Origin of the sequence: Corynebacterium felinum, assembly GCF_030408755.1 — a bacterium.
Lineage (GTDB): Bacteria > Actinomycetota > Actinomycetes > Mycobacteriales > Mycobacteriaceae > Corynebacterium > Corynebacterium felinum.
Genome location: NZ_CP047209.1, coordinates 2,336,850 through 2,356,004, shown reverse-complemented (window position 1 = coordinate 2,356,004; position 19,155 = coordinate 2,336,850). Strand labels below are relative to the sequence as shown.

General features: G+C 51.1%; 15 protein-coding genes and 1 pseudogene. 10 read left to right on the top strand and 6 right to left on the bottom strand.

Annotation, left to right across the window (positions count from 1 at the left end; genetic code table 11):
• Positions 1–21: 21 nt before the first annotated feature.
• A complete protein-coding gene (locus CFELI_RS09985; protein WP_277104314.1) occupies positions 22–1,218 on the bottom strand; it encodes an alpha/beta hydrolase in 1,197 nt (398 codons plus the stop codon).
• Positions 1,219–1,822: 604 nt separating this feature from the next.
• On the opposite strand from CFELI_RS09985, the gene CFELI_RS09980 reads away from it, so the two are divergent.
• From CFELI_RS09980 to CFELI_RS09960, 5 genes are all read left to right on the top strand, one after another.
• Entirely contained in the window at positions 1,823–2,458 is a 636-nt protein-coding gene (locus CFELI_RS09980) for a DUF3558 family protein (protein WP_277104315.1), read from the top strand.
• Positions 2,459–2,607: 149 nt separating this feature from the next.
• Complete coding sequence (locus tag CFELI_RS09975) at positions 2,608–3,243, top strand: DUF3558 domain-containing protein (RefSeq protein ID WP_277104316.1); 636 nt, start codon at positions 2,608–2,610, stop codon at positions 3,241–3,243.
• 153 nt (positions 3,244–3,396) lie between these two features.
• The gene (locus tag CFELI_RS09970; protein ID WP_277104317.1) at positions 3,397–4,032 is read left to right on the top strand and encodes a hypothetical protein; all 636 of its coding nucleotides are present in this window, start codon (positions 3,397–3,399) and stop codon (positions 4,030–4,032) included.
• Entirely contained in the window at positions 4,029–5,825 is a 1,797-nt protein-coding gene (locus tag CFELI_RS09965; RefSeq protein ID WP_290258994.1) for a hypothetical protein, read from the top strand. Before CFELI_RS09970 ends, CFELI_RS09965 begins: the two co-directional genes overlap by 4 nt.
• A 73-nt stretch (positions 5,826–5,898) precedes the next feature.
• Positions 5,899–7,137: a WD40 repeat domain-containing protein gene (locus CFELI_RS09960; RefSeq protein ID WP_277105351.1), complete on the top strand. Its 1,239-nt coding sequence runs from the start codon at positions 5,899–5,901 to the stop codon at positions 7,135–7,137.
• Here the strand turns inward: CFELI_RS09960 and CFELI_RS09955 are convergent.
• Entirely contained in the window at positions 7,108–8,337 is a 1,230-nt protein-coding gene (locus CFELI_RS09955; protein WP_277105350.1) for an alpha/beta hydrolase, read from the bottom strand. The two genes, CFELI_RS09960 and CFELI_RS09955, sit on opposite strands and share 30 nt — an antisense overlap.
• Positions 8,338–8,554: 217 nt before the next feature.
• Here CFELI_RS09955 and CFELI_RS09950 point away from each other — a divergent pair, with 217 nt between their 5' ends.
• Positions 8,555–9,151, top strand: a complete 597-nt coding sequence (locus CFELI_RS09950; RefSeq protein WP_277105349.1) for a class I SAM-dependent methyltransferase — start codon at positions 8,555–8,557, stop codon at positions 9,149–9,151.
• A gap of 42 nt (positions 9,152–9,193) precedes the next feature.
• Complete coding sequence (locus tag CFELI_RS09945; RefSeq protein ID WP_277105348.1) at positions 9,194–9,391, top strand: hypothetical protein; 198 nt, start codon at positions 9,194–9,196, stop codon at positions 9,389–9,391.
• Positions 9,392–9,485: 94 nt separating this feature from the next.
• On the opposite strand, the pseudogene pflA reads toward CFELI_RS09945, so the two are convergent.
• The 3 genes and pseudogenes from pflA to CFELI_RS09930 form a co-directional block, all read right to left on the bottom strand.
• Positions 9,486–10,365: pseudogene (gene pflA / locus CFELI_RS09940) on the bottom strand (pyruvate formate-lyase-activating protein).
• A 230-nt stretch (positions 10,366–10,595) separates the two neighbouring features.
• Complete coding sequence (gene grcA2, locus CFELI_RS09935; RefSeq protein ID WP_277105347.1) at positions 10,596–10,847, bottom strand: autonomous glycyl radical cofactor GrcA2; 252 nt, start codon at positions 10,845–10,847, stop codon at positions 10,596–10,598.
• A gap of 200 nt (positions 10,848–11,047) precedes the next feature.
• Positions 11,048–13,135, bottom strand: a complete 2,088-nt coding sequence (locus CFELI_RS09930) for a pyruvate formate lyase family protein (RefSeq protein ID WP_277105346.1) — start codon at positions 13,133–13,135, stop codon at positions 11,048–11,050.
• 700 nt (positions 13,136–13,835) lie between these two features.
• Between CFELI_RS09930 and CFELI_RS09925 the strand changes: the two genes are divergently transcribed.
• The 3 genes from CFELI_RS09925 (at position 13,836) to CFELI_RS13645 (ending at position 16,904) form a co-directional block, all read left to right on the top strand.
• Entirely contained in the window at positions 13,836–14,909 is a 1,074-nt protein-coding gene (locus CFELI_RS09925) for a sialidase family protein (protein WP_277105345.1), read from the top strand.
• Positions 14,910–15,415: 506 nt separating this feature from the next.
• Positions 15,416–16,501 (top strand): transposase, encoded by a 1,086-nt coding sequence (locus CFELI_RS09920; RefSeq protein ID WP_290258993.1) that lies wholly within the window; start codon positions 15,416–15,418, stop codon positions 16,499–16,501.
• Positions 16,431–16,904: a transposase gene (locus CFELI_RS13645; RefSeq protein ID WP_353959546.1), complete on the top strand. Its 474-nt coding sequence runs from the start codon at positions 16,431–16,433 to the stop codon at positions 16,902–16,904. Before CFELI_RS09920 ends, CFELI_RS13645 begins: the two co-directional genes overlap by 71 nt.
• A gap of 5 nt (positions 16,905–16,909) precedes the next feature.
• Here CFELI_RS13645 and CFELI_RS09915 read toward each other — a convergent pair whose 3' ends face one another.
• Positions 16,910–18,964 (bottom strand): hypothetical protein, encoded by a 2,055-nt coding sequence (locus CFELI_RS09915; RefSeq protein ID WP_290258992.1) that lies wholly within the window; start codon positions 18,962–18,964, stop codon positions 16,910–16,912.
• Between the last annotated feature and the right edge of the window lie 191 nt (positions 18,965–19,155).

The window sequence follows — 19,155 nt, the reverse complement described above, 5'->3', positions numbered from 1 at the left end:
AGGCGTCGATAAGCACAAGTGCTATGAGTATGTGTACTTGCCCTGCGCGACATGCGCCCACGCGACAGGCAACTGCGCCTTATAGTACGGCCAATCATGAATACCGCCGATTTGATAATCAACACGCTGATGAGTCATGCCATGCGCACGCATCGAATCATCCAACTCGCGGGTACACCGGTTCACCATCTTCTCCAGCACAATGCCACCAAACAACTCACTGACACCATACTGACGATAAAACTCCCGATCCTGCGCAGTCACCGCACCATCAGAAGTAAATAAATACACCCGCATATCCTTCAAACCTGAAGGATTAGCCACAGTATCATTACGTCGCCGCTGCTCAGTCACACCTCGACCCCAGGTCAAATCAGGGGAACCGCCCACGCTACGAGTAATGAAATTGAAAAACTCGCGGCCTGAAGTATTCACCGAAGAATAACAACCCGACACACTAAACACGCCCGCGAAACGATCCGGATACAGGTTTGCCAAACGAACAGCTGCCGAACCGCCCATGGACAAGCCGCCGATAAAACGAGTCCCATCAAAATTCATTCCCGTTGCTGGATCCTCTAGAACCTGCGGCAGCTCGTGAATCAGGAAAGTCTCCCACTTCATGCGCCCCAAAAACGGATCATCGGCAGACCAGTCCGTGTAATTAGAACCTGTGGCCTCAGTTGGCATCACCACCGTCACATGCTCATTGGCCATCGCACCTAAAATATTGCCCTCACGCAACCAACCCGACTGACGTGGGGCAGTCACCCCATCCAAAATGGTCAACATTGGTGCAGGCTTTGAGCGATCCTGTGGGTAGCGCACCTGAACCTGAACCACCCGCCCCATAGCAGGGGAAGAAATAAATAACCGCTCCACTGGGAAACGCTCATCCGGCTCCCGCCTTAACAACTCAGGGCGGTCAAAGCTCTGCGCCTGCGACGTTGGATAAGGGGTGGGGTTGCCATATAAATTCCAAATGGGGAAACCCTGCCAATGCGTATGGGCGTGGAAAGTTTTAAACAGCTCGTTCAAATCACTAGAAACAGTAGGAATATGCGACCACTGGCTTAAAGCTTCAGCACCTAGCTCGTAAAAGAAATCTGAAGAACTTTCGCTGGAAAGATCATTTGATTGGGCATAAGCCACACTCGGTACCGATGCCACCAGTGCTGTGCTGAGCACAACAGCCACCAGATTTTTTATACGATTCACAATACAAAGCCCCTGCTATTTGAACGAACCCCCACACATAAATGGAAACGAAATCCAGTTATGCCAATTGGCGGCAATTAATACACTAAAGCTTAGCCGAAAGCTTTATTTATGGGTTAGCCACTATTTTTCATTCGTGGTGAAAAGCAGCACTCACCGCGATTGATGAGGACACGCAAATAGACAGTGCCGATGCGCAATGAGACGATGCGTGAAAAGCAAGCGCACAACAATCCTGCCAGCTAACCCCCTCAAGAGTCGCTTGCGAGGACTCTTCGGCACACCAATGCCCACGATCGCATAATCAACAACATTTATCGACGCAGCCGTGGCGCGCCCTGCCGCAATGAGTACTGGCCCAACAGGGCTCAGTGGGCAGTGGGGGTGTGGATTGGGATTGCGGATTGCTCCACCGCAGGACTTTTTGAAACACGAACAGCACTGCGAAAAATGCTGCGGCACAGACATGGACAGCACGAATTCTCCCCAATCGGCGTGCTTACTGTTCTCCACGGGGAAAATTGTGGAAACATACACGCTCATTGTGCAGTGTTTATATATTGGGGCACAGAACTACCCGAAGCACAACCCCACGGGAGGTTTAATGCGCATACGTATTCTCACAGCGCTTGCCACCTGTTGCGCCGTGACACTTTCTGGCTGCACGCCACCACAGGACACCCAATCCGCGCACAGCACGACTACTGAAGAAACCTACCCTTTTGAAACCTGGGAGTCACCACCCAAACCCAGCATGATCCCCCTGCTACCAGACAGGGAATACGTTGAGGCCTTTGATAAGGATGACCCCAACAACACACTGTACGATCTGTGCGACACCTTCACCCCTGAAGAACTCGCAGAAATCGGACTCGAAAAAACCTCTATGACTAGGAAAAACTCTTCTTCCTTCATTGATTGCAGCATGAGCGAAGTCCATACAACCGACGGCATCCATGGGCCATTTAACGTTTCAACTCATTTTGTTCCGTATTCCTGGCTTCGTGAAGACGGGTTGGTTATTGACGCGACGTTCCCCGGCATTGATGAGCGCATCTATTTCAGCAACCTGCCTAGGGAAGATGAAAATAAGCACTGTGATGCTGCCATCAGCACGAAACATGGGCGCATCACGATCACTTTTTCACACACTGGTAAAGCCACACCAACGAAGGATGAGTTGTGCTGGAAGGCTTACGAAATACTTGAAAAACTACGTACCAAAGGCAACTTCACCTAAAACCCTCAACATCAACCACAAGCACCCCCAAATGAGGGTGTGCTCTCCGAGTGGGGAAAAATTTTTGGAACGCAAAGAACCTTTTCCCAGTCTTTATATATAAGGGCACAAAACCCTACCCCAGCACATGTGTTTTAAGAGAGGACTTTATGCGCACACGTATTCTCACAGCACTTGCCACCTGTTGCGCCGTGACACTTTCTGGTTGTACGCCACCACAGGACACCCAATCCGCGCACAGCACGACTACTGAAGAAACCTATCCCTTTGAAACGTGGGAGTCACCGCCCAAACCCAGCATGATCCCCCTGCCGCCAGACAGGGAATACGTTGAGGCCTTCGACAAGTTTGACCCCAACAACACACTGTACGATCTGTGCGACACACTCACCCCTGAACAACTCGCAGACATCGGATTCGAAAAAGCAACTGTAACGAGTAGGGACTCGTCTCCCTTCATTGATTGTGGCATGCGCGAATTGCCGCCTGTAAAAGGCGTCGATGGCTTCTTTAATGTCAGCACTCATTTTGCGCGCTATTCCTGGATGCGTGATCACGGGTTGATTATTGACGCGACGTTCCCCGGCATTGATGAGCGCATCTACTTCAGCAACTTGCCTAGGGAAGATGAAAATATACATTGTGATGCTGCCATCAGCACGAAACATGGGCGGATCAGTGTCACCTTCGGACATACAGGTAAAGCGAAAGCAACGAAGGATGAGTTGTGCTGGAAGGCTTACGAAATACTTGAAAAACTACGTACCAAAGGCAACTTCACCTAAAACCCCAACCAGCCACCACCATCATTTACCCCCGCATAGGGGTGTGCTCTCTGGGTGGGAAAAAATTTTGGGAACGCACACCCTGATTTTCCAGTCTTTATATATAAGGGCACAAAACCCTACCCCAGCACATGTGTTTTAAGAGAGGACTTTATGCGCACACGTATTCTCGCAGCACTCGTTGCTTGTGGTGTGGCGGTATCTGGCTGCGCACCACCACAGGACACCACCGAGGCTGCACACAGCACGACTACGGAAGAAACCTATCCCTTTGAAACCTGGGAGTCACCACCCAAACCCAGCATGATCCCCCTGCCACCAGACAGGGACTACGTTGAGGCCTTCGACAAGTTTGACCCCAACAACACACTGTACGATCTGTGCGACACCTTCACCCCTGAAGAACTCGCAGGCATCGGACTAGAAAAAGCAACAGTAACGAGTAGGGACTCGTCTCCCTTCATTGATTGTGGTATGCGCGAAGTCCATACAACCGATGGCATACACGGAGGGTTTAGCGTATCAACCCATTTTGCTCGTTACTCTTGGCTTCGCGATCACGGGTTGGTTATTGATGCGACGTTCCCCGGTATTGATGAGCGCATCTACTTCAGCAATGTTCCACCTTTTGACACAACGGATCATTGTGATGCTGCAATCAGTACGCCCCATGGACGAATCAGCGTCACCTTTACTCATACAGGTAAAGCCACACCAACGAAGGATCAGTTGTGTTGGAAGGCGTATGAAACCCTTGAAAAACTACGTACCAAAGGAGGATTCCAATGACCCTTTTCATGGATAAACAACAAATCATTGACAGCGTTCACACCCTTGAACAACTCAGCCAAGAATCAAAATTTGCCGCTTTGTACTCTTCAAAGAACCCGCTTGATCGGAGTTTTTCTTCGGTGAGTGGTTTAGATCAACTCGGGGAACAACACGGCCGGGTTCTTCATGGTGGGGCTGGTAGTGCCTTTGATATGCTCACAGCCTTTGAACGTCAAGTGAAATGGTTGGAAGAAAACCTCTATGCCAACTACTACTCACTTTCAGGCATGAACCGGTTTGCCACCGATGAGTTCGATCGCATCCTGGAAGAAACCGGAGTCCCAATGTTTCCCAGGGTCTATTTCCCTACCCGCCCTGACCTAGGATTCGAAGGATTCAACTTCCCACCACCAGTTGTGAATCAAGCAGCAAGCTTAGAACAACTCGCTTCAGCTCTTGCTTCCACCAACAACGCAGCAGCGATAGAAGCTGCAGATATTTGGGGGAGTTTAGCTCAACGAGCAACACAAATCAGCGACCGGTTAAACAGCGTGGCCAGTGAACTGATCGCAGCAAACAAAGGCACCCCCTTTGAAAAAGCAAACACCGCTATTACTACCATGGCGCAATCGGGCATGAACTTCGCTCAGAATGCTGCGCTGATGGCACAATCTACCACCGCGCTATCAGCAATCGCACCAGGGTTTGCCCCACAGGTGACAGCAGCAGTTGCTAAAGTCAACGCACTCCGCACCACCCAAGGAGGCATCGTTGTTGCCCAACAAGCAGAACAACTTTTCCTCCAAGGCTTCCGTACAGCCCTTGCAACCGCAGCAACAGCAGCAATGCCTGTAACACGCCACCTGATGGAACCTGCACCCGCAGGCGCAGGCGGAGGAAGCACAAACGAAGCAACCAGCACAATCACTACCACCAACTGGGTACAGAATACCCAACAAGCAGCTAGGGAGCTTGACCTTGAACCCCACGAACTTGCTGAACGGGTGTTAGATCAGGTAGCAACCCAGCAATCCGCGCTAGGGCTTGATCCTGCAACTATTAACCCACTTAATGCCCATCAACACCCAACCACACATGGTGGTGTTGGTAATGCTACTGGTTGGGGTGCAGGCGCAGGTGCAGGCTATGGTGGTGGTTCTTATGCTGGTGGCACAGCACAGTCACACATTACCGGTGGAAACACGCAGCATCATAGGGTGTCGCATACGATGCCGCACCAATCTGGTAGCAACCATGTTGGAGGAACCAACACCACCACCGGCACCGGCACCGGTGGTGGCAGAGGCACAGGTGCAGGTGCAGGTGGGTATGGTGCTGGTGTTGGTGGCTATGGTGCAGGTGCTGGTGCTGGTGGTTCTCATCGCTCGGGTGGCTCACACACTGGTAGGGGGCATAACCCAACCGGCGCTGGTTCAGGTTCAGGTTCGGGTTCGGGCTCTGGTTCGGGTGGTGGGTCCCATCGGGGTCACAGTCCCTACAACAACGGACAAGGCGCAGGAAACAATTCCAGTACTGGTGCTGGTTCTGGCGGTGCTGGTGGTTCTGGTGGTCGTGGATCAACGATGGCAGGCGGGGCACCCATGGGTGGTGCAGGCGGTGCTGGTGGTGGGCAGCAGGCGAATAATCGCAAGCGTACAACCAACCGGACCCGACGCACAGCGGTTAAAGGAGTACTCCAACAAGCAGAACGGGATAAAAACCTCCTCGACCTTCTAGGCGAAGCACCCAAAGTAGTCCCCCGCGTCATCGGCGCAGACGTCTTCAAACCACGCCACGAACGCGACAAATAACCACTGAAACGGTGCCCACGTTGAAGCAACGCTGTGTGCAACACACAGCGTTGCCCACTACTTCCCAAAACGCATGAATAAACCCTTCCGTTTAATCACAGCACTAGTCATCATTCTGTCCTTGTGCGGCTGTGGCAAGCACGAACCCGAAACACAGCTGAACATAAGGCGTGCGACCACCATCGCCGATAGTGGCAAAGAAAACACCACGCATCTACGGCACGAATACTCCAGACGTCAAGCATTCAACGCCGATGCCAGCTACTTTCTTGCCCAAGACTCCCACGGCTTTTGGCACCTCTACAACCAAGCCACCGGCACCCACATCCGCGCACTCCCGCAGCTAGTTGGCGACTGCGAGCCCCTGTGGGATCCACAGGACCCGAAACGGATCATCCACACCGACCGCAACGGTGGCATCCGCTGGTACCACACAAACGTTGACACCCTTGAACACAGCACACTGATCGACCTTGCACGCCACAGCCCCTGGCCATTGGCGACGTCGTATAGCACCAAAGGGGAAGGACGCACCAGCGCTGATGGACGCTATCTTGCACTGATCGCCGCGCACTACGACGCCAACACCCAGCACACCCACACCCATGGACTTGTTGTGGTGGATCTACAAAGCGCGCGCATTATCAGCACCCTTGACGCGGCAGATTTCCCCACACCTTATGCCAACCCCGACCACATTTCGCTCAGCCCCAGCGGCAACTTCGTGGTTGCCTCCTGGACTGCCGACGGGGGCGGGACACACATGTGGGATCGAGATTTTCGCAACCACAACCCCTTAAGCCCCACCACTGAACACTCCGACCTAGCAATCGACCACAACGGCGACGACCACTACGTATCCACCGACTACAGCCGGGGCATGATCACGAGCCAGAACCTGAAAACCGGCGAGATTATTGAACTGTCACCCCTCTACCCAGCACCAGGTGAAGCCTACGCCGCGCACATCAGTGGCCAAGCCCACCGCACACCAGGATGGGTTGTGATCTCCAGCTACGCCTACACCACCAACTACGGTGCCGACTACCCGAAACAGCACACCTCACCGTATTTCAACGCACTATGGATTCAAGAACTTAAACCCGCAGGCAAACGCCTGCTTGTCGCACACACCGGGCGCAGCCCCGAACGCATCGACCCCAACCTTGAGTACTTCCTCGAACCCCACGCCAGCGCCTCGGCCGATCTTCGCCACATTATCTTTGCTGGCACCATCGACTCAGATGCAATCGAAAGCTACATCATCGATCTACCCGCGCTGTCAGCCCTGCCGGATATGAGCCCACGCTAAAGGTAGCTGTTGCTTGTAATACATCCAGTCATGAATACCACCGTCCTGGTAGACCACCTTGGCATGGTCAATGCCGTGGGAACGCAGCGACTGATCAAATTCCACCGTGCAGGCATGCACCACCTTTTCTAAAATCGTGGCACCGGCCAATTGCTTCAAATTAGTGCGATGCTTCACCCGATCGGCCTCAACCACATTTCCATCGGCGGTAAAAATATAGACCGGCATCTTTTTTAATCCCTGTGGATTAGCCACGGTATCGTGACGCGCACGCCCCGATTCATCCCATGTCAACATGGGGTCGCCGCCCACCGAGCGGGTAACAAAATTAAGGAAATTCCGACTTGTATCCTCCGTCGTGGAATAGCAACCCGATAAACTAAACACCCCACGATATTTATCGGGATGCCTATTAGCAATCCGCACCGCCGCAGAACCCCCCATTGATAAACCACCAATATAGCGACGGCCATCAGTATTAAAACCTGATGCTGGATTCTCAATGACCGCAGGAAGCTCTTGTGTAAGAAAAGTCTCCCACTTCATCCGTCCCAAATAGGGATCGTCCTGAGCCCAGTCGGCGTAATTTGAGCCCGTTCCTTCCGTGGGCATAATCAGTGTGACCTGCTCGTTTTTCATCGTGTCCAGAACCTGCCCTTCGCGCAACCAGCCGGATTGCGACGGTGCGGTGGCGCCGTCGAGAAGCACAAGAGTAGGGGCTTGAAAGTTTCGGTTCGGGGCGGGACGCACCTGCACTTCCACCGCCCGGCCCATCGCGGGGGAAGCAATTTTTAGCCGTTCCACGGGAAACATCGGGTCAGGTGTGTGTTCGAGCAACACCGGTGCGGAATAATGACGCAACGACTCCACCGGGTAGCGGGTAGGGGTTCCATAAAGATTAAAAACGGTGTGGCGCAGCCACGGCGCATCGTTAGGAATCAAGGGGCTCAGCTGGGCAATATCGTGATGCAACTCCGGTTTGTGCGACCACGCTTCAAGCACCTGGCTACCGGTTTCATGCACCGGATCAACAGGGGAAAGTACAGGTGCAGCGAGCGCAGGCTGGGGTGAAATGGCAGGGCTGATGCACAGACACAACAGCATAGCGCACACAGGCACCCACCCACGCGGCTTGCGGCGGGGATGAGGGTGGACAAAGGTAAAAGACAAGTGATCAAACATGGCGCGGGGATTCTCCACAAAAGTATTTCTTTTTCAGCACCAACCACATAGCCTGAATATGCTCACAGCAAGGCGTGGGGGGGGATGAAAAGAGGAAAGGGGATTAAACGGTTGATGTAGGGTGTGAGCTTAGACCGTGCGCAGGGGCATAAGGGTGAGCGCCTTGCCATTCTTAGAAACTTGCGAAACAGATTTCATTAAATACTGGAAGTTTAGGGGTTAAAATTTAAAAATTATGGCTACGTGGACAGATTTAATTCAGCAAAACCCGCACCATTCCGAAAATTATGCGCAGCGTTGGCGCAGCTTTGCTGCCGAAGGGCGTGACATTGACGGCGAAGCCCGCCTCATTGATGCTCTCGCCCCGCGCCACGCCCGCATTCTTGATGCCGGCTGCGGCACCGGCCGGGTGGGCGGCTATCTTGCCCAGCGCGGGCATGATGTAACTGGCTGCGACCTCGACCCTGTGCTCATCGGCTATGCGCAGCAAGATTATCCGAATGCGAATTGGCATGTGGGGGATCTGTGCACCGACCCTATTCCTGGCGGGGAGTATGACATTATTGTTAGCGCGGGCAATGTGATGGGCTTTTTGCCGGAGTCGGGGCGGCTGGCAGCGCTGCGCGCCATTGCCGAAGCGTTGCGCCCAACAGGGCGTGCGGTTATTGGTTTCGGTGCTGGCCGTGGCTGGGCGTTTCCCGATTTTCTCAGCGATGCTGCGCGTGCAGGCTTGGAACTGCAGTCGGCGTTTTCCTCCTGGGAGCTGCATCCTTTCAGCCCCGATTCAGATTTTTTGGTGGCACTGTTCATTCCTGCCACTTCGCTCAAGTAGCTGTTGTCCAAGCACCGTATTGTTGATTGTTGAAAGGGTTGTATGCCTGCGTTTTTTGCCCACCCCGCCCTGCTTGCTGTAAGCACAAGCACCACGATGAGCCCAGCACCGGGGCAGGTGGTGGAACTATCTGGCTATCACTGGACGCTCATTGGCATCACTGTTGCGTTATTGCTGCTGTGTGCTGTGTTTTTGGTGCTGATTTTGCGTTGGCTGATGAACAATCTTTTCCGCGACTAACAAGCCGAAGCGTGTGCGTATCGACGCCCCCACCTACCATCCGTGAATCCCTCAGCGGTGTGCGGGGGGTGCGATAGATGAGGAAAGAGAAAGGCTAGTACACCTCAAAGCCACGTTGTTTAAAGACCTCGCGGGTGGCCGCTACAGATTCGCGTGTTGGGGGGGCGCACATTTTCCAGGGTGTATTTTAACCCCAAATGCTTCCACTTATCGGCACCCATATTGTGAAACGGCAAAACCTCCACCCGCTCTACGGTGCCTTTCCATCTGGATACAATATCGGCAACCGCCTCAATATTGTCTGGTGCATCTGTCAGCCCTGGCACGAGCACGAAACGTACCCACACCTTCTTTCCCAAGGCGTGGAGGCGATCACCGAATTCAATCGTCGGGGCAAGGATCTGCCCCGTGACTTCGTGGTAGGTTTCAGGCAACCCGGATTTGACGTCGAGAAGCACAAGGTCGATGGAGTCAAGATCCTCATCGCTAAGCCGCGCACCCAAAAAACCAGAAGTATCGATGCAGGTATGAATCCCCGCATCGTGTGCCGCTTTGAGCACACGGCGGGTAAACGCAATCTGAAACAGTGGCTCCCCACCCGAAATTGTTAGCCCGCCACCACTGACCTTAAAAATGCGGGCATAGCGCTTGAGTTTCGCAACAATATCCTCCACTTTTTCAACGGTGCCCTCCTTCATCCCCATCGTGTCGGGGTTATGGCAGTACTGGCAGCGCAACGGACACCCCGACATGAACAATGTCATGCGTGTCCCCGGGCCATCCACAGCAGTGACCAACTCCCACGAATGCACCAAACCCACATCTCCGGTGCGCCTTGCCTCAAACAGCTCGGGGCGGGAAAGATCTTCAGCTGCGTCCGTGCCTGTGGCATCACCCAACCCTGCTGCCACACCCCGAATCCGTGGACCGAGCTCAGGATGAACTGTCACAGAGGAATTAATGCCATCGGCCATAAATAAACCCTTCGACTTGGAAAAGGAACAAAAGCGACTACACGAGAACACCCTCGTAGGTGCACACACCGTCAACATTTTCTACCGCAGCTGTGCTAGGTAGCGGGGATTTCAAGGCGTGGGCGTCACAATTAGGTGCGCTCCTTACAGCAAGCCGCACGCCACTGCAGGAGCGCACCATACAGTAATGCCATCCACCGTGAAGGTGTGGTGCTGGATTTCAGCCAGTGCTAGGAATCGTGGTGGAAGGTGCGCGAAAGCACGTCTTTTTGCTGCTCTTTGGTCAGCTTCACAAAGTTCACCGCATAACCCGACACACGCACAGTCAGGTTAGGGTACTTCTCAGGGTGCTCCATAGCATCTTCCAAAGTGCCACGATCAAGCACATTGATGTTGGCATGGTACAGGCCAGAACCCATATTGTGCTCAGCGCGGGCAGCCTTCATATCAGCCATACGCTCATCAAAAGACTTCGAGGACATCAGAAAAACCTTTCTTCAATTAACTAGCAGTGACAGCAATGCCACACAGGTAACAACACAAATCCACGAGTAGCTCTGCAGAAAGCAAAAACAGCACTGTCCGCAGATAAAACATGTGAAAAGGAACGATTCTTATGCAACGCCTCAAGGGAAGTGTATGCCCTTCAGGCGTTGCATAGATCGCTGCATTATTTAATTATTCAGCAGCTTGAGCAGCAGGAAGGATCATCCATGATGAAACCAGCATCCAAGATGCCCACCAAGTTGCTCACCTGCTCGTCCTTGGTCCGTCCCAAGCCCGATGGGGTGATGGTGTTTGTCAAGGAAATACCGTCGAGTGCATCCTCGTAGTCGAGCTTGCCCACCGACAACATTGAGGCGAGCATGCCGTGCGAATCCATACCATTTTCGGGGTTTGCGCCAGGGGCGAATGGGGTGCCGGCGCGGTGGCCGGAGGGGAAGGAACCGGTGGCCTTTCCGTACACCACGTTGGAGGTGATGGTCAGCACCGACTGGGTTGGGATGGCATCACGGTAGAGGGGAATTTCCTTGATCTTGGCCATCACGGTGTGCACGATGGTTGCGGCAATATCGTCGGCGCGATCGTCGTCATTGCCGTACACGGGGAAGTCGCCTTCGGTGATGTAGTCGACCACGAGTCCGGTTTCGTCACGCACAGGGGTGACCTTTGCGTACTTAATGGCCGATAGTGAGTCGGCTACGATGGACAACCCAGCGATACCGCAGCCCATGGTGCGAATGATCTCAGAATCGTGCAGCGCCATTTCGATAGATTCGTAGGCGTAGCGGTCGTGGCAGTAGTGGATAATATTCAGTGCTTCCACGTAGGTGCCGATCACCCAGTCGAGCATGTCCTCATACTTGCGCCACACTTCGTCGAAGTCGAGCGGGCCGTCACCAGTAATCGGCTCGTAGCCTTCCACGATCTGCTTACCGGATACCTCATCGCGGCCACCGTTGATGGCGTAGAGCAAGGACTTTGCGGCGTTGACGCGGGCACCGAAGAATTGCATTTGCTTACCCACAGCCATGGGGGACACGCAGCAGGCGATGGCAGCGTCGTCGCCCCAGCGATTGCGGATTTGCTCATCCGATTCGTACTGGATAGAGGAGGTTTCGATGGAGATTGCGGCGCAGAAGTCCTTGTAGCCTTCAGGTAGTTTGGGGTCCCAGAAGATGGTGATATTCGGTTCCGGTGCAGGCCCGAGGTTGCGCAGGGTTTGCAGCAAGCGGAAGGAGGTTTTGGTGACCATGGAGCGGCCATCATCGGAGAAACCTGCATCCGACCAGGTTGCCCAGTAGGGGTCGCCGGAGAAAATCTGGTCGTAGTCGATGGTGCGCAAGAAGCGCACGATACGCAGTTTGATCACGAGTGCGTCGATGATTTCCTGGGCATCGGTTTCGGTGATCACACCGGCTTGAAGGTCGCGCTCAAAGTAGATGTCGAGGAAGGCAGACAGTCGCCCGATCGACATTGCTGCACCGTCTTGGCTTTTAACCGATGCAAGGTAGGCGAAGTAGGTCCACTGCACTGCTTCTTGAGCGGTGGTCGCGGGACCTGAGATGTCGAAGCCGTAAGCAGCGGCCATGGTCTTGAGCTTTTCAAGGGCGTGGATTTGCTCGGCGTGCTCTTCGCGGTAGCGTGCCCAGTGCTCGGAGAAAGGTCGGCCTGTGACCTTGTCTTTTGCGGCTTTCTTTTCTTCAATCAGGGCGTCGACGCCATACAGGGCGACGCGGCGGTAGTCGCCGATAATGCGGCCGCGGCCATAGGCGTCGGGCAGGCCGGTGATGATGTGGGAGGAGCGTGCCGCGCGAATGCGTGGAGTGTAAATGTCGAAAACTGCCTGGTTGTGGGTCTTGCGGTACTTGGTGAAGATTTCCTTCACGCGCTCTTCGGGTTCTTTGCCGGCTTCGCGGATGGCAGTTTCGACCATGCGCCAGCCACCGTTGGGCATCATGGCACGCTTGAGTGGGACGTCGGTTTGCAGGCCGACGATCACGTCATCGTCTTCGCAGATGTATCCTGCGGGGAATGCGTCGATGTCGGCTGGGGTGTGCGTATCGACGTCGTAGACGCGGCGCTGGCGTTCAACAGAGAGGTAGTTTTCCTCCAAGTGATTCCACACGCGCAGTGTTTTTTCCGTGGGGCCTGCGAGGAATTCCGCACCCTGGTCATACGGGGTGTAATTGAGCTGGATGAAATCGCGTACGTCGATGGTGTTGTGCCAATGTCCAGGGACGAAACCCTGCCACGCGGAAGTGCTCACGAGAAGTCACAGGCCTTTCTATTGAAAACATAAATGAAAAATGTGAAGAACAGTGCTCTCCAACGAGATACATTTTCAAATGTACTACCCTTAAATTCCCGCCGCATAGTGTCCGATTGTGGGATTTCTAACAAGGTTGCAGTTTGAGTTTTCCCAATGCGTGGGAGTATTGCTGCAGGTTGATTGAGGAAATAAGGAATTGTTGCACAATGCGCATGGCGGAAGGGGGTGTCTTCAAGTGTGATTCTCTGAAAGGGTATAGGGGTATCTTTGGGGGTGGAATATTTGGGTGGTACGGGATGTTCATGACAATGCTCATTCATAAGAGCTCAGGAATTAATGGGGAATCTATGTAATTGTTTGTGGGGTTCGTGATTGGTGCTTGAGTGCATGTAACCAGTGCATATTGGCTTACGGATGCATGGTGATTGCGTTGTGCTTCGTTTGATAAAGCACCCCGATGGATTGAACTGAGCCATCTGCGCGTTGATGCATGCAAGCGGGCATGAGCGTGTGTGTTCAAGGGGTAGAACATTCGGTGGTTGTTAGCCTTGAAGTGCACATTGTAAGGCTGTAGCGCAAACTAGGCGCATCCGATGGGGCTGAAGTTTTATCCGCCCCTTAAGGTGAGGGTAGGGTACAGGCTCCCCCCGATTGGAGGAATCACAGATCAGACGAATTATTCCCTACACTTAGAATCATGGCTGAGCAGTCCTTTAATCCTTTTTCATGGTCGAAAGAGCAGAAGGTGATCGCACCATCTGACTTGTCTGATGTTTTGCCGAATGTGTTGGAAGTTCGCGTTCCCGCACTCGCTGCTTTTACTGATGGGCAATTCCTTCTTGCTTTTGATGCGCGCATGGAACCTGACCCGCACCTTGATTGGGAAAAACTTGGTGGTGCGATGGCTGCGGATCTTCCGAATCCTAATTCGTTGTTGATCATGCGCGGTTGTGAAGGAGAGTTTTCCGCCCCGGAAATTTTGCGCCACGGTGATCCCTCCATGCCGACGGGCTATTCTGATCCGGCCATCATTATTGATGGCGATAAGGTATGTATCGTTCATGCCCGCAGCCGGAATGTGGGCTTTTTCGGTTCGCAACCCTTAAGTGCCAAAGATCCAGCCAATACTCTTCAGATTGAAGTTTTACTATCTACTGATCGTGGTCAAAGCTGGAGCAGCCGCTGCATTACCGATGATGTGTTGGGCGAGTTCACAGGTGCTTTTGCTACCTCCGGCCATGGGGTGGTGATTGATGGGAAGTGGTTGATTCCGCTGGTGGCTAAACGTTGCGATGGCACCACCACCCATATGACTATTAGCAGTAGTGATCAGGGGCAGCGCTGGGTTGCCGGCACACCTGTGGGTGTGGATATGGATGAAACTGCCTACGGGATAAATGGGAAAACACTGGTCTTATCCGCGAGGAAAACCTCAGCCTATGCCTCGGGGGAGTTGGGGCGCTGGTGGGCACACAGCACTGATGCTGGCACCACGTGGTCGACGCCAGTGTTTAGCCCTGAGCCTGCAGCTGCCGCGTGCAACGCCGCGCTGGTTTCTACCAGCCTAGGGCTGGTGCTGTGCTATTCCGGCAAGGGGAGAGTCGGCGGCTTTGTGGCGCTGTATCGCAGTGGAACGTGGGTGAACGCTGGCTTCTTTACTCACGGCCCGTGTGGCTATATCGACGCCGTAGTGATTGGTGATGAAATTGTGGTTGTGTTTGAAAAATCAGGGGAGCTGTGGCTTTGTAGCACCGTAATCGAAACCCTTTGAAACTGTGGGTATTTTTACACAAAACGGAATAATACCTTGATCTGTTATTACAAAGTACTTCAGTTTTAATGTGTTAGAGTATGATGAACAAAAGACGATTCTATCTCTGTAATCTCAAGTCAATATCATCTTTGGCATAATTCTAATACCAATTCAAGTGATTTTAAAAAACGTGACGTTTAATCTGGCGTGAATGCTCCAGCAGAAAACCTCACTGTTCCTACCTGTGTATTTGGTCACAAGTATTTTTAATCAAGAGATCAAGGTCCCCAACCATGGTGAAGTGTAAAAGCAGATAAGGTACTAAAAATGCGAGTATAATTAAAAAAACTGTATTAGCCCGGATTTTTCATGGGGTGGGGCTTAAAAGGTGTGTAAAAAGTAAAGAAAGTGCTTCTTGACCTGCTAGAATAGAGATGTTGTTAAGCCTTTATTCCAAGCAGAAAAGGAGCACTTTCATGGTGAAGACTACTACATACACCCTATGATGGCCAGCTGCACCCGTCTTGTTTCCCGCGCGGGGTGTTACCCTTGCTCATGTAGCTCAATTAGTCGGGATTGGTGCCAGCCTTGATCGTGTTTTCTCACGGCAACGGTTAACACATACTTTTGGTGATGCGTGTACTGGGTTAGCGTTATCGTTAATTGCTGGTGGTGACGATGTTAAAGACATCAACTTGTTAGATTCTGTTTCGACAGCATTATCGTCTCAGCCATTGCCGTCGGTATCAACCCTGTGGCGGCGACTGACAGAGCATAAAGACACCAGCGATAAAATACGTGAAGAATTCCTTCACGCGATCAAATACGCCCGTAGCACACTATGGAACCTGCTGGGCGATCAAGCCCCACATAAGCTCGCTACAGTAGACAAACCCCTGATAGTAGATATTGATGCGACACTGATCTGTGCGCATTCTGGCAAGGAAAAAGCCGCACCTACCTATAAGAAGGGGTTTGGTTTCCACCCATTATGTGCTTTTATCGACTACACCAGCGTAGGGTTAACTGGTGGGGAATTTTTAACCTGTCTGCTTCGCCCAGGTAACGCGGGAGCAAACACCGCTAATGATCATTGCCAGCTTGTCAAAGAAATCCTGACCGCTCTCCCCGATCACAGCGATGGCAAACCTTGGGGCAAACGACTTGTTATCCGTGCTGACAGTGCTGGTGGGACAAAACAATTCCTTAGCTCCTTAGACGACCATGACCTCGGTTATGTTGTTGGCTTTTCACCCTCACCTACAGCAAGTATCCTCCTCAATGAGCACATCAGATCCGGTAACGAAGCAACTAGTCACACAGATTATCGATCATTACGTAACACCCGTGTGCCAATTGTGCGTGGCAATGGGGATATCAGCTTTGATGACCAACACTTCCTTGAAGACATCACCGGACTACTACAAACCGCACACCTAGAAGATGACAAACCACTGGTGAACCTTCTTACTGATTACCCCACCACGATGCGCGTGATCGCACGGATAGAATCCCCCCCACGCAGGGTGCCAACACAGCATTTTCAATCAACTCGGCATACGCACCCAATTATGCGCAACAAACCTCAACTGCAATATTCAACGCATTGACCAGTACTATCGCCAAAGATCACTATGCGAACAACACATCAAAGACGCCAAAGATCAAGGCCTTGCAAAACTACCGTTTTGCCAGTTCAAAGCTAACCAAATCTGGTGTCTCATCATAACCTTAGCCCACCAACTTCTCACCTGGACAAAACTACTCGACCATCACTACAACAACCACAACAGCGGCAACAACAAGAAACGAAATCAATCCGACAACCCGTGGTGGACATGGGCACCAAAAACCATTCGAGCAAGGTTTATTGCAATCTCTGCAAAAATCACGACAAGCAGCAGGCGCATATACCTCCACCTCGATCAACAAAGCACACACACCCCCACACTGGTGACACTTATGGAATACACCCAAAACCTCCTACGCCCCCTTAAAAAACGAAAAACCTAACCCCCTCAACCACAACACGCAGCAGACCCCACCACCGGCAGCCAACCGCAGGCACCCCACCACAAAACCCCACCACAAAAACACGGACGTACACCTTGCCATTGAAAACCACAACCAAAGGCGAAGGTGCCCCAACCAACCCCACAAACACACCACCCCAACCCACCACCACCAAACCCACCCCATGAAAAATCTGGGTTAGCCAAAGATCTGGTTAGATTAAAATCGCTTAGTCTTAGAAATTGGCATATTTTGGAATTGAATGACTGGAACAAGGTGGGGGAAATGCTTGAATGTATAGTAGTCCTAACTATCATCCAAACAAAGTAGATTAAGCAAAGATACTGAGCCCAATACAGTACGTTGATCTGGTTATCTTTAAAAAGCGAAAGCCAAATCGTTCCCCATTCAGTGAAGTTGTTTATTGATTGATTGGGTGCGTGAGATTTGCATATAAAAAAGCGACCAATTATAGATAAAGCAAAAACAAAGGTAGCTGCGGTGTTAACAAACAAAAACAGTCGAGGAATGCCTAAAGATATACTGTTTATTTCATGTTCTCCTCGCAAAAGCCAAAGACCACTGGTAAGTGGAGGAACTGATGCGATCATAGTAATAATAATACTGCCGGTAGAAACTAATTCGCCAAGATGAAGATCCGAACCAGATTTGCGCAAATTCGATAAAAAAAGAAGAATTAGCGAAGTTATAAAAAAGCAACCAGCCGAGATCATCAAGGAAGGGAAGGCAAAATATCCTCTTCGTGTGTTGATAGTGATCTTCATAAACTCCTCCCCTCCGCTGGGAGTGCGGTTGCCAATATTAAATGAACTCTTTCCTTTTTGATAAACATCGGAAGGGGAGTAAAAGTGAATGGATGCTTGGCTCGATGATTTTTTAAATCGAAAATCTTCATCCGACGAAAATACCTGTTGGATAATTCGCGCTTCATCCGGTGCTAAAACTTTACAAGTCGCTCCGATCTTTTTAAGTCCAACTGAATTTAATGGAATGTACAAAGAAGGCATTCGGAATCCATTGTCAAAGAATCGTCGAATCCTGCTTCTTAACGTTAGATTTTGAGAATTACAAATATCAACGTCCAAATGTAGTCGTGGCGATTTATCATCTTGCGGCAAGCATATGGTCAAAGGGTAGCAAGAAATAAAGTTCATCACTCTTTCACAAAAATCATCATTATTATCAATGCAAGCTACAATGGATGAACACTCTGACAAAGGTTTGTTACAATTCGATCCGCTACCTTTCTTTTGTTCTTTGTGCTTGTCAATTAAAGCATTACGAAGTTTGCCACCTCGATCAGAGTCAAACGGAATGTCTATTTGCAAACCATTTTTAATAATTTCGTGTTCCTTATTATTAAGCAATAGATTGTAGAGCAAATTGATATCTTCCTGTTTTATACACTCAAATTCAAAGCCAGAATGTAGAAGGTATCCTACCAGGATGTACAACGCAATTCTAGTATTTTCTCGTCGGGTTACAAGGCCTATCTTTCCTTGCCATTCTCCCGTGATTCCAATTGATAAAATTTCTCCTTTTTTCAAAGGTTCTAATGGTAGCCAAACATCTTCCTGTTTGCCATGGGGTTTTCCACTAAACTGCATAACATAGTCAAAATCTATATCGTAAGAATAGATGTAGTTGAAAGTGTCTCGGTTAATGTGCTGTACGGTTTGGGTTTTACGAATTATCCATTTACTGCGATTGCTCCATAAAGAATAATAATTCAATCCGTACTTTTTTACCTCCTTGACTGTTGGTGCACCTTTTAATAGGTAAGATTGTTCCTCTGTATTTGAAGACTCTTCGTAGTCTTGGCTGTGTGCCGAGTTATCTCCTTCGTCGTTAGTCTCATGGTGAATCGACTGGGACGAAAGGACTAAGTTTTGTCTGTGCTTAATCTTTTGGATCTCGTCGTCGAGGAAAACGTCTTTTCCGCTAGGAAAATTAACAGTGATCGGCGAGTACGATTTTTTGCTCATATTTCCTCGACCTTTCATTTTGTAATATTTTATTAAATGCCCGCCGTTGCCCATTAAACTACGAATACCTTTTTAAGGATTGGAATGTTTATTGAGAAAGTCTAATAAAATGATGGATCAGTATTGAGATCTTTATTATTGCTATGGTTGCCGACAAAGTGATTCGTAGGGACGTTTGCTTTTATTGAGTTTTGTTAATATGAGTTAGTTGGGGTGGTTGAAGGCAACCTCAGGCTGAGGGTGGA

Excerpts from the sequence above, each read along its gene's own strand:
- CFELI_RS09980 (WP_277104315.1), top strand. The coding sequence starts at position 1,823 with ATGCGCATACGTATTCTCACAGCGCTTGCCACCTGTTGCGCCGTGACA.
- CFELI_RS09975 (WP_277104316.1), top strand. The coding sequence starts at position 2,608 with ATGCGCACACGTATTCTCACAGCACTTGCCACCTGTTGCGCCGTGACA.
- CFELI_RS09970 (WP_277104317.1), top strand. The coding sequence starts at position 3,397 with ATGCGCACACGTATTCTCGCAGCACTCGTTGCTTGTGGTGTGGCGGTA.
- CFELI_RS09965 (WP_290258994.1), top strand. The coding sequence starts at position 4,029 with ATGACCCTTTTCATGGATAAACAACAAATCATTGACAGCGTTCACACC.
- CFELI_RS09960 (WP_277105351.1), top strand. The coding sequence starts at position 5,899 with ATGAATAAACCCTTCCGTTTAATCACAGCACTAGTCATCATTCTGTCC.
- CFELI_RS09950 (WP_277105349.1), top strand. The coding sequence starts at position 8,555 with ATGGCTACGTGGACAGATTTAATTCAGCAAAACCCGCACCATTCCGAA.
- CFELI_RS09945 (WP_277105348.1), top strand. The coding sequence starts at position 9,194 with ATGCCTGCGTTTTTTGCCCACCCCGCCCTGCTTGCTGTAAGCACAAGC.
- grcA2 (WP_277105347.1), bottom strand. The coding sequence starts at position 10,847 with ATGTCCTCGAAGTCTTTTGATGAGCGTATGGCTGATATGAAGGCTGCC.
- CFELI_RS09925 (WP_277105345.1), top strand. The coding sequence starts at position 13,836 with ATGGCTGAGCAGTCCTTTAATCCTTTTTCATGGTCGAAAGAGCAGAAG.
- CFELI_RS09915 (WP_290258992.1), bottom strand. The coding sequence starts at position 18,964 with ATGGGCAACGGCGGGCATTTAATAAAATATTACAAAATGAAAGGTCGA.